This is a genomic window from Rhodopseudomonas boonkerdii (genome assembly GCF_021184025.1).
Lineage (GTDB): Bacteria > Pseudomonadota > Alphaproteobacteria > Rhizobiales > Xanthobacteraceae > Tardiphaga > Tardiphaga boonkerdii.
The window spans coordinates 3,259,027-3,273,484 of the sequence record NZ_CP036537.1; the positions used below are offsets into that span (position 1 = coordinate 3,259,027).

Annotated in this window: 14 protein-coding genes; 8 read left to right on the forward strand and 6 right to left on the reverse strand. The window is 62.0% G+C overall.

What is annotated here, in order from left to right:
• Positions 1-2,976 (forward strand): excinuclease ABC subunit UvrA, encoded by a 2,976-nt coding sequence (uvrA, locus tag E0H22_RS14895; protein ID WP_233021791.1) that lies wholly within the window; start codon positions 1-3, stop codon positions 2,974-2,976.
• Between the two features lie 320 nt (positions 2,977-3,296).
• Here the strand turns inward: uvrA and E0H22_RS14900 are convergent, their stop codons facing one another.
• The gene (locus tag E0H22_RS14900) at positions 3,297-3,836 is read right to left on the reverse strand and encodes a DMP19 family protein (protein ID WP_233021792.1); all 540 of its coding nucleotides are present in this window, start codon (positions 3,834-3,836) and stop codon (positions 3,297-3,299) included.
• A 284-nt stretch (positions 3,837-4,120) separates the two neighbouring features.
• Here E0H22_RS14900 and E0H22_RS14905 point away from each other — a divergent pair, with 284 nt between their 5' ends.
• Both E0H22_RS14905 and E0H22_RS14910 read left to right on the forward strand, forming a co-directional pair.
• Positions 4,121-4,756, forward strand: coding sequence for an HAD-IA family hydrolase (locus E0H22_RS14905; protein ID WP_233021793.1), 636 nt, complete (start codon positions 4,121-4,123; stop codon positions 4,754-4,756).
• Between the two features lie 58 nt (positions 4,757-4,814).
• On the forward strand, positions 4,815-5,126 hold the full coding sequence (locus tag E0H22_RS14910) for a GNAT family N-acetyltransferase (RefSeq protein ID WP_430715153.1): 312 nt from the start codon (positions 4,815-4,817) through the stop codon (positions 5,124-5,126).
• A gap of 58 nt (positions 5,127-5,184) precedes the next feature.
• Here E0H22_RS14910 and E0H22_RS14915 read toward each other — a convergent pair whose 3' ends face one another.
• Both E0H22_RS14915 and E0H22_RS14920 read right to left on the reverse strand, forming a co-directional pair.
• Positions 5,185-5,976 (reverse strand): fumarylacetoacetate hydrolase family protein, encoded by a 792-nt coding sequence (locus E0H22_RS14915; RefSeq protein WP_233021794.1) that lies wholly within the window; start codon positions 5,974-5,976, stop codon positions 5,185-5,187.
• A gap of 109 nt (positions 5,977-6,085) precedes the next feature.
• The gene (locus E0H22_RS14920; RefSeq protein WP_233021795.1) at positions 6,086-6,466 is read right to left on the reverse strand and encodes a DUF3597 domain-containing protein; all 381 of its coding nucleotides are present in this window, start codon (positions 6,464-6,466) and stop codon (positions 6,086-6,088) included.
• Between the two features lie 372 nt (positions 6,467-6,838).
• Between E0H22_RS14920 and E0H22_RS14925 the strand changes: the two genes are divergently transcribed.
• The 5 genes from E0H22_RS14925 (at position 6,839) to E0H22_RS14945 (ending at position 12,213) form a co-directional block, all read left to right on the forward strand.
• Positions 6,839-7,741, forward strand: a complete 903-nt coding sequence (locus tag E0H22_RS14925) for a DUF2189 domain-containing protein (protein ID WP_233021796.1) — start codon at positions 6,839-6,841, stop codon at positions 7,739-7,741.
• Between the two features lie 607 nt (positions 7,742-8,348).
• Positions 8,349-8,501 carry a DUF1127 domain-containing protein gene (locus E0H22_RS14930; RefSeq protein ID WP_211908563.1) on the forward strand — a complete coding sequence of 51 codons (153 nt, stop codon included), beginning with the start codon at positions 8,349-8,351 and terminating at the stop codon, positions 8,499-8,501.
• A gap of 165 nt (positions 8,502-8,666) precedes the next feature.
• On the forward strand, positions 8,667-10,103 hold the full coding sequence (trmFO, locus tag E0H22_RS14935) for a methylenetetrahydrofolate--tRNA-(uracil(54)-C(5))-methyltransferase (FADH(2)-oxidizing) TrmFO (RefSeq protein WP_233021797.1): 1,437 nt from the start codon (positions 8,667-8,669) through the stop codon (positions 10,101-10,103).
• Positions 10,104-10,125: 22 nt separating this feature from the next.
• Positions 10,126-11,226, forward strand: a complete 1,101-nt coding sequence (locus tag E0H22_RS14940) for an AMP-binding enzyme (RefSeq protein ID WP_233021798.1) — start codon at positions 10,126-10,128, stop codon at positions 11,224-11,226.
• A 27-nt stretch (positions 11,227-11,253) separates the two neighbouring features.
• On the forward strand, positions 11,254-12,213 hold the full coding sequence (locus E0H22_RS14945) for an NAD-dependent epimerase/dehydratase family protein (RefSeq protein WP_233021799.1): 960 nt from the start codon (positions 11,254-11,256) through the stop codon (positions 12,211-12,213).
• Positions 12,214-12,220: 7 nt separating this feature from the next.
• Here the strand turns inward: E0H22_RS14945 and E0H22_RS14950 are convergent, their stop codons facing one another.
• Genes E0H22_RS14950 through secF form a run of 3 tightly spaced genes read right to left on the reverse strand, consistent with a single transcriptional unit; the run spans position 12,221 to position 14,450 of the window.
• Positions 12,221-13,057: a phytoene/squalene synthase family protein gene (locus E0H22_RS14950; RefSeq protein ID WP_233021800.1), complete on the reverse strand. Its 837-nt coding sequence runs from the start codon at positions 13,055-13,057 to the stop codon at positions 12,221-12,223.
• Complete coding sequence (locus tag E0H22_RS14955) at positions 13,054-13,437, reverse strand: Mth938-like domain-containing protein (protein WP_233021801.1); 384 nt, start codon at positions 13,435-13,437, stop codon at positions 13,054-13,056. Before E0H22_RS14955 ends, E0H22_RS14950 begins: the two co-directional genes overlap by 4 nt.
• Positions 13,437-14,450, reverse strand: a complete 1,014-nt coding sequence (gene secF, locus E0H22_RS14960; RefSeq protein WP_233026377.1) for a protein translocase subunit SecF — start codon at positions 14,448-14,450, stop codon at positions 13,437-13,439. Before secF ends, E0H22_RS14955 begins: the two co-directional genes overlap by 1 nt.
• Positions 14,451-14,458 lie beyond the last annotated feature (8 nt).

Genomic DNA, 14,458 nt, shown 5'->3' on the forward strand with positions numbered 1-14,458 from the left:
ATGGATGAAGTCATCAAGGCGAGGCGGCAACAGGCTGCAGCGAACATGCGCAGCATCACCATCCGCGGCGCCCGCGAGCACAATCTCAAGAACATCGACCTGACGATCCCGCGCGACAAGCTGGTGGTGTTCACCGGCCTGTCCGGCTCTGGAAAATCGTCTCTCGCCTTCGACACCATCTATGCCGAGGGCCAGCGCCGTTACGTGGAGTCGCTGTCGGCCTATGCCCGGCAGTTCCTGGAGATGATGCAGAAGCCGGATGTCGACCAGATCGACGGCCTGTCCCCCGCCATCTCCATCGAGCAGAAAACCACCTCTAAGAATCCGCGCTCGACCGTCGGCACCGTCACCGAGATCTACGACTATATGCGCCTGCTGTGGGCGCGCGTCGGCATTCCCTATTCACCGGCGACGGGCCTGCCGATCGAAAGCCAGACCGTCTCCATGATGGTGGACCGCGTGCTGGCGATGCCGGAAGGCACGCGGCTCTACCTGCTGGCGCCGGTGGTGCGCGGCCGCAAGGGCGAGTATCGCAAGGAATTTGCGGACTATCTCAAGAAGGGTTTTCAGCGCGTGAAGGTGGACGGCACCTTCCACGAACTCGCGGAAGCACCGACCCTCGATAAGAAGTTTCCGCACGACATCGACGTGGTGGTCGATCGCATCGTGGTGCGCCCGGATATCGGCCAGCGCCTCGCCGAAAGTTTTGAAACAGCTCTGAAGCTCGCCGATGGCCTCGCCGTCATCGAATATGCGGATGCGCCCGCTGCTGCCGCCGAGGACACCGGCAAGAAGAAGGTCGCCAAGATTCACGACAAGACCGGCGCCGAGCGTATCCTGTTCTCGGAGAAGTTCGCCTGCCCGGTCTCCGGCTTCACCATTCCGGAAGTCGAGCCCCGTCTGTTCTCGTTCAACAACCCCTATGGCGCCTGCCCCAAATGCGGCGGCCTCGGCGTCGAGCAGACCATCGACGCCGATCTCGTCATTCCCGACAAGGAGCTGACGCTGCGCAAGGGCGCCATCGCGCCCTGGGCAAAATCGTCATCGCCTTATTATCTGCAGACACTCACCGCGCTCGGCAAGCACTACAAGTTCACGCTCGACACCAAATGGAAGGACCTGCCGAAGAAGACGCAGAACGTCCTGCTGCACGGCTCCGGCGACGACGAGATCAAGTTCTCCTATGAGGACGGGGTTCGCTCCTACGACACCAAGAAACCGTTCGAGGGCGTGGTCACCAATATCGACCGCCGTTTCCGCGAGACCGAAAGCGAATGGGCGCGCGAAGAACTCGGCAAGTATTTTTCCGACGTCCCTTGCGATGCCTGCGAGGGCTATCGCCTGAAGCCGGAAGCGCTCAGCGTGAAGATCGGCGGGATGCACATCGGCAACATCTCCGAACTTTCCGTGCGCAAGGCCGGAGACTGGTTCGAGACCGTGCCGGGCATGCTCAACAAGCAGCAGAACGAGATCGCCGTTCGTATCCTCAAGGAAATCCGCGAACGCCTCTCCTTCCTGCTCGATGTCGGCCTCAACTATCTCACGCTGTCGCGATCCTCGGGCACGCTGTCCGGCGGCGAGAGCCAGCGCATCCGCCTCGCCTCGCAGATCGGCTCCGGTCTCACCGGCGTGCTCTATGTGCTGGACGAACCCTCCATCGGCCTGCATCAGCGCGACAATGCGCGGCTGCTCGACACGCTGCGCCGACTGCGCGATCTCGGCAACACCGTGATCGTTGTCGAGCATGACGAGGACGCCGTCATCGCTGCCGACTATGTCGTCGATGTCGGCCCCGGCGCCGGCACCCATGGCGGCAACATCGTCGCCCAGGGCACGCCCCAGGAGGTGATGAAGAATCCAAAGTCGCTCACCGGCAAATACCTCACCGGCGAGATGTCCGTGCCGGTGCCTGAACGGCGTCCGCCGAACCATCGCCGCACCATCAAGGTGATCAATGCGCGCGGCAACAATCTGAAGAACGTCTCGGCGGAGCTGCCGCTCGGCCTGTTCACCGCCATCACCGGCGTCTCCGGCGGCGGCAAGTCCACGCTGCTGATCGACACGCTCTACAAGGCGATCGCGCGAAAACTCAACGGCGCAAGCGAAGGTGCTGCGCCGCATGACCGTATCGAGGGTCTCGAACATATCGACAAGATCATCGAGATCGACCAGTCGCCCATCGGCCGCACGCCGCGCTCGAATCCGGCGACCTATACCGGCGCCTTCACGCCGATCCGCGAATGGTTCGCCGGCCTGCCGGAATCCAAGGCGCGCGGCTACGAAGCCGGCCGCTTCTCCTTCAACGTCAAGGGCGGCCGCTGCGAGGCCTGCCAGGGCGACGGCGTCATCAAGATCGAGATGCACTTCCTGCCCGACGTCTACGTCACCTGCGACACCTGCAAGGGCAAACGCTACAATCGCGAAACGCTGGAAGTCCTGTTCAAGGGAAAATCCATCGCCGACGTGCTCGACATGACCGTCGAGGAAGCCGCCGAATTCTTCAAGGCGGTACCGCGCGTGCGAGAGACTTTTAAAACCTTGCACCGTGTGGGCCTGGATTACATCCATGTCGGCCAGCAGGCGACGACGCTCTCAGGCGGCGAAGCGCAGCGCGTGAAACTAGCGAAGGAACTGAGCAAGCGCGCCACCGGCCGCACGCTCTACATCCTCGACGAGCCGACCACGGGCCTGCATTTCCACGACGTCGCAAAGCTGCTCGAAGTGCTGCATGAGCTGGTGGAGCAAGGCAACACGGTGGTGGTGATCGAGCACAATCTCGAAGTCATCAAGACCGCCGACTGGGTGATCGATCTCGGCCCCGAAGGCGGCGACGGCGGCGGCGAAATCGTCGCCTGGGGCCCGCCGGAAGATATCGTGAAAGCGCCGCGCAGTTATACCGGGCAATTCCTGAAGCCGGTGCTGGCGAAGGCGGGCAAGCCGAAGAAGCGGAAGGTGACAGGGGAAGCGGCGGAGTAGACGCGCCGCCAAGGGAATCCTTGAAAGAGCCTGTTATCTTTTCAAATTCTCTCTCAATCCAAAAAGTATCGCGGTCCGTCGGGGCAGCGATTGTTCACGACCTTCGCGACGCAATGGTGGAACGCGCCGATAAGATGGCGACGCCTTGTGCGACTTACTGAAGTCGCTAAGGATAGGCGTTAGAGTCGAAACAGTTGAATCCGTTAGCGTCGATCAAGCGTCGCTGTTGTCTGTCTAGAATCATTCCTGCTTGAGCGCCGCATGCCGTTGAATGTGGGGCTACAGGTGTCGCGCCCTCGCCTCACATCAGTCCCCTAGTGCTACCCGCAAACCCGTTCGGGATGCTTGCGCGCATAGGAGATCCAGAATCCGAACAGTCCGTTGTCGATGTTCTGCAGATCCCACATCCGTTTCGTCAGCGGCAGCATCAGTCGGTCGAGTTCGGAATCGCTGTACCACTCGACAAAGTCCTGGAAATCCTGCGCGCAGAGAGCGCTGATCTCTTCCCAGAATGGCTGCACAAGCTGATAGGCTTCAGCAAAAATCTCGGCATACTCTTGCGCGCCCAATTCACCAAGCGCCCATAGCGTTTGTTCGGAATAGCCGCGGTGGTGCCAATTCGCAAAGTGCCAGCCGAGGTCGTCCAGCGTCAGGCTCACATCGAGCTGGTAGACCGCTGCCATCGCGCGTAAACCTACGGGAATCCTCGATAGTCGCGTCAGAAATTCATCGAGGTCGTCGCCCTCGCTCGAGCCGAGGCGCTCGGTCAATTCGGCCGCGAGAAGCTTGAACAGCGCATCATCGGGACACGCGTTGATCTGATCGACCCGCAGGACCACCGTGCCGTCGCCTCCAGCCAAGACCTAGCCAAAATGGCTGCGGTCGAACAAAGTGCGGCCCACACGAGCGGTGCGATACGCATGGAAGGCATTGTGTCCCCTCGCAGACCGCACCTCGAGCAGACCTCCGCATTTTTCTCTGACTTTATCAGATGACCGGCTAGACATGCACCCATTCGTCGCGGCATCGCGACTTGATGGCGTCACCTAACCCGGTCATGCTTGGCCCAGTCGGCGGCCTCGATTCCACCGCCTTTTCATGACCAGTTGCGCGGCGAACCTTCCTTGCCGCTTTTTCCAGTGACATGACTTACAAACTCGCCATTTTCGACTTCGACGGCACGCTCTCCGACAGCTTTCCGTGGTTTCTCAGCGTCATCAACCAGGTGGCTGAGAAGCACAAGTTCCGGCGCGTCGAACGCGATCGCATCGACGAGATGCGCAGCGTCGGCGCCGGCGAGCTGGTGCGGATGCTCGGCGTGCCCAAATGGCGCATCCCGCTGATCGTCCGCGACATGCGCAAGATGAAGGCGCAGCAGATCGACCGCATCGCGCTGTTTCCCGGCGTCGACCGCATGTTCGACGAGTTGAAGGCGCGCGGCGTCACGATCTGCGTCGTCAGCTCGGACAACGAGAACAATGTGCGCACCGTGCTGGGCGAGCTCGAGGAGCACGTCTCCTTCTTCGCCTGTGCCGCCGGCCTGTTCGGCAAGACCGCCAAATTCCAGCGCATCCTCGAACTGACCGGCGTCTCGGTGGATGACACGCTCTCCATCGGCGACGAAATCCGCGATATCGATGCGGCGCGCGAGGCCGGCGTCGATTTCGGCGCGGTGTCGTGGGGCTATACGAGCGCGGCTGCGCTGAATGCTCGCGCGCCAACTTTCATGTTTTCGCGCATGGACGACATCACCGTGGCCCTGACGACGCCGCGGGGCTGACCGGCATCGGGCCGCATTGTCTGCGCATGCAGGCGCACTTACGTTTCGATCGTAATCCATGACCGATCGGGACGCCATCATGACCGACACCCTCACTGCCTCCGCCGTCCGCGACAACAAGGGCGCCAGCCGCTTCGAGCTTGCCGTCGACGGCAGCATTGCCTTTGCGAATTATCGCCAGACGGGCGACCGCGTGATCATCACTCATACGGAAACGCCGCCTGCGCTGCGCGGTCGCGGCGTCGCATCGGAATTGGTGAAGGGTGCGCTGGGGTTAATTCGCGCGGACGGCCACAAGGTCGTGGCGGGATGCAGCTTTGTGGTCGACTATCTCGAACAGCATCCGGAATATGCGGATATCACGGGCTAACAACACGCTCCGTCATTCCGGGCTCGCGCGCGACGATGCGCGCGCGCCGGAATGACGACTAGACAATCTTGATCGACATGTCCGGCAATCCCTGCAGCTTGCACAGCAACACGTCGCCCTTCACCACCGGGCCGACATTTTCCGGCGTGCCGGAATAGATGATGTCGCCGGCCTTCAGCTCGAAGGCTTCCGAGAGTTTTGCGATCTGCTCGGCGACGCTCCAGATCATCTTGTCGAGATCGGAGCTCTGCTTCACGGTGCCGTTTACGGCGAGCGAGATCGGGCCCTTGGTGAGATGCCCTGTTTTCGCCACCGGATGGATCGGGCCGATGACGGCGGCGTGGTCAAAGCTCTTGCCGATCTCCCACGGCTTCTTCTCGTCGCCCATGGCGCGCTGCAGATCGCGGCGGGTCATATCGAGGCCAAGTGCATAGCCATAGACGTGGTCGAGCGCTTTCTCCGCCGGAATGTTGGTGCCGCCGGATTTCAGCGCGGCGACGAGTTCGACCTCGTAATGATAGTTCTTCGTCAGCGAGGGATAGGGATGATCGGCCACCTCGCCGATCTTCACGTTCTGAATCGCGTCGGTTGGCTTCTGGAAAAAGAACGGAGGCTCACGGGTGGGATCGGAACCCATCTCGCGCGAATGCGCCGCGTAGTTGCGGCCGATGCAGTAGATGCGGCGAACCGGAAAGACATCTGTCTCGCCGGCGATGGGAATGGTCACCGTATCGACCTTGAAGATGCTTTTGGGGCCGGCCTGCGCCTGCGCGGCCTCACTGCCGATGGCGGTGGCGGTCAGCGCGACGGCGCCTCCGGCGACGAGTGTCCGGCGATCGATCAGATCCATGGTGGTCCTCCCAGTACTGGCTCTTGAAGAGCGCTTTGTTGTCCACTGGCATACCACAACAAAAAGGCCCGCGCGAGCGCGGGCCTTTGGTTTCGCAATCGCGAAGCGATCAGTGTTTGAGATCGTCCGGCAGCTTGCCTCCATTGGCGGCGAACTTGGTCATCACCTGCTTGTGCAGCCAGATATTCATGCTGGCGCTGTCATTGGAGTCGCCGGTATAGCCGAGTTCCTTGGCCAGCTCCTTGCGGGCGCTGAAGCTGCTGTCGATATCCAGCGCCTTCATCAGATCGACGATGGAGGTGCGCCATTCCAGCTTCTCGCCCTTGGCTTTGACAGCCGCATCGAGGATCGGCGCGACGTCCACGGTGGCCGCGGGGGCGGCACCTCCGGCCGGAGCTGCGGATCCGCCGGCAGCGGGCGCAGCGTCGGCAGCCGCAGCACTGGCGCTGCCGCCGAAAATCGCGCTCATGATCTTTCCGAAAATGCTCATTCTGATGGCTCCCAATGACTTTGATGATGGCCTGAAGAATTGCCGCAAGACATGACCGGCGAATGACCGCCGCACAGCATTATGTCCCTATCGACCGCCGCTGCCAATGCGGCACGGCGACGGATAACGGAGACACATCAAAGGTCCAATCCAATTGCGGCGATGCCCGGGCCGCACCGCAGCGCAACATCGCTGCGCACTGCACCCTCACCCAAGCGTGAGAGACGCTGCGACGCGCCGGCGCTAGGATGGTTGCACAGGTCGCGGCAGTCAGTCTCCTTGCATGCGCGTCTGGCTTTGATCGTGATCGTTTCCGAGCGGCTTCCGCGCCATCGGCGCCGCGAGTGCTGCGCACAGAAGGGAGCAACGACCATGGCCCTCTCCTATTCCGGCAATGCCAGCGATCTCGCCCGCGCCGCCGATATCGGCCCGGCGCCGGCAATTTACACCCTCACGCCATCAGACCTCCGCGACGCGCTGCGGCTCGGCTGGGACGACTTCAAGGCGGTCCCCAGTCATGCCGTCATACTTTGTCTGATCTATCCCGTGATCGGCATCGTGCTGGCGCGCACGGTGCTTGGCTATTCGATCCTACCGCTGCTGTTCCCACTCGCCGCCGGCTTCGCTCTGCTCGGACCGTTCGCGGCCATTGGCCTCTATGAACTCAGCCGTCGTCGCGAAACGGGCGAAGACCCCTCAGCGTGGCACGCGCTGGGTGTGACCCGGTCACCCTCTTTCGGCGCCATGTTGGCGCTGGGTCTCGCGCTGCTGGTTCTGTTCCTGGTCTGGATTGCAACGGCGCAAGCGATCTATGTCTCCACATTCGGCAATGCGCCTGCCGCGGCGATTCCAAGCTTTCTGTCACAGGTGCTGACGACGCCTCAGGGCTGGCAGCTCATCGCCGTCGGCTGCGGCACCGGCCTGATATTCGCGCTCGTCGCTCTCTGCATCAGCGCAGTGTCGTTTCCGCTGATGCTGGATCGACATGCGGGTGTGATGGATGCGGTCACCACATCGCTGCGCGTGGTCGCGCGCAATCCGGTGACGATGGCAATGTGGGGCGTCATCGTAGCCGCCCTGCTCGTGCTGGGCTCGCTGCCTTTCTTCCTCGGACTCACGGTCGTGATCCCGCTGCTCGGCCATGCGACCTGGCATCTGTACCGCAAGGCGGTGGAGCGCAATCCGAATCCTCCGGTCATGCCGGAACGCAGCCCAACCAGGCGATACGCGGCTGATTTCCCGGTCTCGTTGTTCCAAGGCCGCCGCGAGGATTGAACGGCCATCGCTCTCGCCAGGCATCTGCCCGGTCTCCCGGCAAATGCGTGGCCGCTCTTCGAACCAGAAGGCCATTCAGTTTTTGCGCGCCACACACGCCAGCCGAGATCCAGCCCCCCTGCCACAATCCTAGCGGCATCTCGCCGCCGGGAACAAAGCAGGAAATCATTCGACTGAAGCCGTCTCTCTGTGACGCACATCTATGCTGCAGTCTCTCCCCATTTAAGATGAATATACATTCATACCTAATGCTTGCATGCGATTCGCGCATGTCTATATGACGACTGTTAACGGCTTCGACGAGCCCCGCCGACTTCCGGCCACGCCGCGATCATCTTGCCGCCACACGCGAGAAACGCCTCTAAAACAGTGATTTAATCGCCTAACTAACGGAAGCCGAGCCAATTGCGGTGCCCGGATACGCATACTGCCCTGAGAGGCGCCAGCGGGCGCCGAAAGGTTAATCAGCTCTTGCCGAAGCCATGCACAAATCGCTTAGCTGCATCGCAACATCTGAACTGCCGCACTGCGAAACGGCCATCTATATTCACTCCAACAGCGATGCACTCCCCAAGAGATGAATCGCAGACTGTGAAGGAGATAGAAAATGTTGCTCTCGCTTATCCGTATGATCCAGGCTTTCCGTGACTATCAGCGCAACGTTGCCGAGCTGTCGCAGCTCAGCGATCGTGAACTGTCCGACATCGGTCTCGACCGTTCCGACATTCCGCGCGTTGCTTCGGGCGCCTACAACGGCTGATCCGTCCGGACGGCATTCCGTCCACCGACGTTTCACGAATTGCGCCCGCATCCCGCGGGCGCGATCGTGGTCACCGCAAAACAGGTAGTGCAAAGCACTGGCTAACCTGCGGAACCCGCCCAAAGCGAATTCCGTTTCGCTGCGAAACGCGCTACATGCGGGGCCATGACAACAGCCCCTAATTCTGACGACCGCGTCCATGTGATCGGCGCGGGCCTTGCCGGCTCGGAAGCCGCCTGGCAGGTCGCCAATGCCGGCATCCCGGTGGTTCTTCATGAGATGCGTCCGGTACGGATGACCGACGCCCATCGCACCGATGGCCTCGCCGAACTCGTCTGCTCCAATTCATTCCGTTCCGACGATGCCTTGAACAACGCTGTCGGCCTGCTGCATGCCGAAATGCGCAAGCTGGGCTCGTTGATCATGCGCAGCGCCGACGCCCATCAGGTGCCTGCTGGCGGCGCGCTGGCGGTGGATCGCGACGCATTCTCCGATGCCGTTACCAAGTCGCTGGAAGATCACCCGCTCATCACCATCGACCGTACGGAAGTCGCCGGCCTGCCGCCCGCTGAATGGCGCAACGTCATCGTAGCGACCGGCCCCCTCACCTCGGCTCCCCTGGCCGATGCGATCCGCGAATTGACCGACGAGAACGCGCTCGCCTTTTTCGATGCCATCGCGCCGATCGTGCACAAAGACTCCATTGATATGGAGATCGCGTGGTTCCAGTCGCGCTACGACAAGGTCGGGCCCGGCGGCAATGGCGCCGACTACATCAACTGCCCGATGACCCGTGAGCAGTACGACGCCTTCATCGATGCGCTGCTGGCGGGCGAAAAGACCGATTTCAAGGAATGGGAGCTGAACACGCCCTATTTCGACGGTTGCCTGCCCATCGAGGTGATGGCCGAGCGCGGCCGCGAGACGCTGCGCTATGGGCCGATGAAGCCGGTCGGCCTCACCAATCCGCGCGATCCGCTCGTGAAGCCCTACGCCATCGTCCAGCTGCGCCAGGACAACAAGCTGGGCACGCTCTACAATATCGTCGGTTTTCAGACGAAGCTGAAATACGGCCCGCAGCAAACTGCGCTGCGCATGATTCCCGGCCTGCAGAACGCCGAATTCGCCCGGCTCGGGGGCCTGCATCGCAACACCTTCCTCAATTCGCCAAAGCTGCTCGACGAACAGCTGCGCCTCAAAGCAGAGCCGCGCCTGCGCTTCGCCGGCCAGATGACCGGCTGCGAAGGCTATGTGGAATCCGCCAGCGTCGGCCTGATTGCCGGCCTCTGCGCCGCAGCCGAAGCCAAAGGCCAGTCATTGGCCATGCCGCCAGCAACCACGGCGCTCGGCTCGCTGCTCGGCCATATCACCGGCGGCCATATCGAGACCGTGGATGCAGGCCCGCGCTCGTTCCAGCCGATGAACATCAATTTCGGCCTGTTCCCGCCGCTCGCCTCACCGCCGACCAAGAAGCCGGATGGCTCGCGGCTGCGCGGCAACGAGAAAACCATCGCAAAGAAGCAGGCGATGAGCGCCCGCGCGTTGGCCGATCTCGACACCTGGATCGCGGCGAGCCTTCCCGCCGTCGCGGCAGCGGCATAACGCCAGCTCGGTTGGATCAGTCATGAGTTTGCCCGAACAGGACGCCGCCGCGCTGTCCAAACACTGGACCGAAGGCGTGCTTTTGAAACGCGACGTATTTTCCACCGTCGAGCGCGGCCGTTTCCGCACGCGTGATGGCGATGTCGATGCCGTGCTGCGCCGACTCGATCAGGTGCCGTGGTGGTCGTTCGTCCTTGCGCTGCATCTGTTCACCCGCGAGCGTCGCGCACTGACGCTGGCGCGCGACCTCAAGGTCGGGCCGGAGCTGCTCTGGGCCGGCAAGCGCACGCTGGTGCGTGGCTTCATCGACGGCGTCGCGCTGCATCTCGCAAAGCCATACAATGACGCACGTTATTTCCAGTCGGCCAAGCTGGCGCTGCGCAAAATGCATCGCATGGGCGTATGCCATAACGATCTCGCCAAGGAGCAGAACTGGCTCCGCGGCAGCGACGGGCTGGCCTATCTCACTGACTTCCAGCTCGCGGTCTGTTTCAAGAGCCGCAGCCGGCTGTTCCGCATTGCAGCCTATGAAGATCTCCGCCATCTCCTCAAACACAAGCGGACCTATGCACCGGAGCTTTTGACGGCGAAGGAAAAGCAGATCCTGTCGAAGAAGTCGTTGCCGGCGCGGATCTGGCTGATGACCGGCAAGAAGGTCTATCGCGCCATCACCCGTGGCATCTTCAACTTCACCGACCGCGAAGGCGGCGGCAAGCGGCTCGTCAATGACGCGCCGCCGCTGCTGGAGATCATCAAGCGCCATCCGGCCGTGCGCGACGCCGCGATCGTGGCGTTCGCGGATCGTCGCATGGGTGTTGGGCTTTATGCCTTCGTGGAGGCGGATGACGCGGCGCTGGAAAGCAAGCTGCAGGGCGAGCTGAGCGGGTCGAAGACCGCCAAGCCGCCAGAGCATCTGCAGGTGATCCCGGCGCTGCCGCGCGATGCATCGGGCAAGATTCGCACCGAAGTGCTGCAGCTCGTCGCAATGAACCAGGTCGATCTGCTCGAACCACTGATGAACAGCGATGCAGACCGGGCATTTCTCAAGACCATCCTTGACTCCCGCAAGAATCTGCGTGACCGATTTAATTTCGAGACCACGCAACCTCCCCTCACTTCCTGACCTCCGACCGACCTCTCAAGAAGATCGATGCGTATTCTGCTGACTGGATCATCGGGCTGGCTTGGACGCTTTCTCGGGCCGCGTCTCCGAGCGGCAGGTCATCATGTTGTCGGCCTTGATGTCGCGGCTGGTACGGAGACGTCCGTCATCGGCTCGGTGGCGAACCGTGCATTGGTCGATCGCGTCTTCTGCGAGTTCGGCATCGAGGCTGTCATTCACTGCGGCGCGTTGCACAAGCCGGACATCATCCGCTATCCGGCTCAGGCCTTTATCGACGTCAATGTCAGCGGCACGCTGAACCTGCTCGAAGCTGCCGTACGGGCGAAGCACGATCGTTTCGTCTTCACATCCAGCACCTCGCTGATGATCACGACGGCAATCCGCGAAGAAACCGGCAACGCGGCCGTCTGGCTCGATGAAACCTCCGGACCGCTGGCGCCGCGTAACATCTATGGCGTGACGAAACTGTCCGCGGAAGAGCTGTGTCGCCTCACGCATCTCGAACATGGACTGAATTGCGTGGTGCTTCGCACCAGCCGCTTCTTCCCGGAAGAAGACGACACACTCGATCACGTGCCTGGTCCGAACCTCAAGGCCAATGAATTCCTCAATCGCCGGCTGACCGTCGAAGACGCCGCAGACGCGCATATCGTTGCGCTCGACAGGGCTCCCGCCATCGGTTTCGACACTTTCGTGATCTCTGCGCCCCCACCCTTTGCGAAATCAGATGTCGGGGCCCTGAAGCAGGATGCCGCGCGCGTCATCGCCGGCTATTTCCCTGATGCCGGGGAACTCTATGCCAGGCGCAGCTGGAAGCTGCCCCACAGCATCGGACGCGTTTACGATCCCGGCAAAGCCGAACGCGTGCTCGGCTTCCGTTGCAAGACGGATTTTGCCAGCATCATCGACGCTCTGAAGAACGACACAGAGCTGCCCTTCGCTCACGATCCCGACTATATGTCACCGAAGGAACGCGCGGCTCGCTGAGCCAGCGCTACGAGGCCCGCCACAAGGTCCAAAGCGTTCGTAACCGTGAGCGGATATAGAGTTCGAACGGATCGAAGCGCGCATCCGCCATCTGGCCGAGATCATATTTCACCAGCGCTATCGGCAGGAACGCCGCGCGGGCCGGCTCCGCGACGTCGGCAAGCATGCTGCCGGCCACGGCCAGCTGCTCCTGTGCGCCCTTGATGAGTTGATCGAGCGTCGCCCGGATCGCAGGCGTCAGCTTGCCGGCATAGAATTCATGCTCACTGCCGCCATTCTGCCGGAGCATGTCGTGCGGGAGATAAAGCTGCCGACGCGCGGCGTCGTAAGGCAAGCGCGCCGCGATGCGCGTGACGCCGTGCGCGAGGCCGAGATGTTCAGCGGCATGATCGACGGCTTCGGAGCGATCGCCGAGGATACGCCCGGCGCAGGCAAACAGCGTTCCCGACGTGTCGCGGAAATGGCTTTCCAGCACCGCGAGATCTGGCATCGGATCGTTGTAGAGATCGAAGACATGAGCATCGATCAGCTTGGCGAGGCGATCGACCGGCAGATCAAAGTCGCGCACCGTGCGGAGCAACTCGGCGGCTACCGGGTTCTGCTCGACATCGCCATGCCCGGCGCCAGCCAGCGCATCGGTCCACCACTGCAGCCGGATCTCGCCAGGCAGCGCCTGCCTGACCTGATCGCGCACACGGCTGACCTCGGCGTTAAAGCCGTACAGCGCCAGCAGCGGGCGCCGCTTGTCCGCAGGTACGAACAAGGTCGAGGCGTAACGGTCAAAATCGTGGGTGCGCACGAGATCGGCGCAGAACACCGCAGCGCTCGTGTCGGCGCCGCTCATGGCACGGCGATCAACGCGGCAGCCACGCGGCGGCGCTCGCCGATCATGATGTTGTAGGTGCGGATCGCAGGTCCCGTCATCATCGTATCCACGACGATGCTGACGCCACGCAGCGCTTCGCGCAGGTCGCGCGGCATGATCCAGACGTCATTGCCGGTGCCGATGATCAACGTGTCGATGCCGGCATGGCTCTCGAAGACACGGCGCAGCGTATCGCGGTTGATCTCGTCCGGTCTGGTGACGGGCCACGGCCACACCGCATCGGGCAGGCACAAAAGCGAGCCCTGATGCGACATGGTGTCGAAGATGAAACCGCCCTTGCCATAGGCTTCGATCTCGGCCGCGCGCGGGAGATGCGGCTGCTCGGGATCGACCGGCATCAGGCTTGCGCCGTCTTCTTCGCCGACTTGCCCGTGCTCACCGGTTCGTCACGATTCTCACCGACGCCAAGATAGATCAGCATGGGCGCAGCGATGAAGATCGAGGTGTAGGTACCGACCAGTACCACGCCGAAGATCATCACCGCCGTGAACGAATGGATCGCGTGACCGCCGAACAGATACAGCGCGAGGAGCGCCAGCGTCACGGTCACGTGCGTGATGATCGAACGCGACAGCGTCGAATTGATCGACTCGTTGAGCAGTTCCGGCATCGGCATCTTCTTGTAGCGACGCAGGATCTCGCGGATACGATCATAGATGACCACGGTGTCGTTCAGCGAATAACCGAGAATGGTCAAGAGCGCCGCGATGCTGGTGAGGTCGAAATCGACCTGCGCGATCGACATGAAACCGATGGTCAGCACGATATCGTGGACGTTGGCGATCATGGCGCCGATGGCGAACTGCCATTCGAAGCGGAACCAGAGATAGATCAGGATGCCGAAGATCGCGACGATCAGGCCAAGCATGCCGTAAGCCAGCAATTCGCCGGAGACGCGCGGGCCGACCACTTCGACGCGGCGATATTCGACGCTGTCGCCGAGCGTGGCGCGCACCTTCTGCACCGCGGCCTGCTGCGCGGCATCGCCGCCGGGCTGCTGCGCGAGACGGATGAGAACATCGGCGGGACCACCGAACTGCTGCAGCTGCACGTCGCCGAGCTGCAGACCCGACAGTTTGGTGCGCATATCCGAAATATCGGCCTGACCGCTCTTGGCCTGCACTTCCATGAGCGTACCGCCCTTGAAGTCGATGCCGAAATTCAGGCCATGGGTGAAAAACAGCGTAATCGCCGCGATGGTCAGCAGCGCCGAGATCGGGAACGAGATGCGACGAAAGCGCGTGAAGTCGAACTTCGTATCGTCGGGGACGATGCGAAGCGGTGGCAACAGGTCGAAGATGGTCACAATCGACAGAACGACGACCAGTGCAGCCAGACCGAGAAGAACCATTTGTGTCG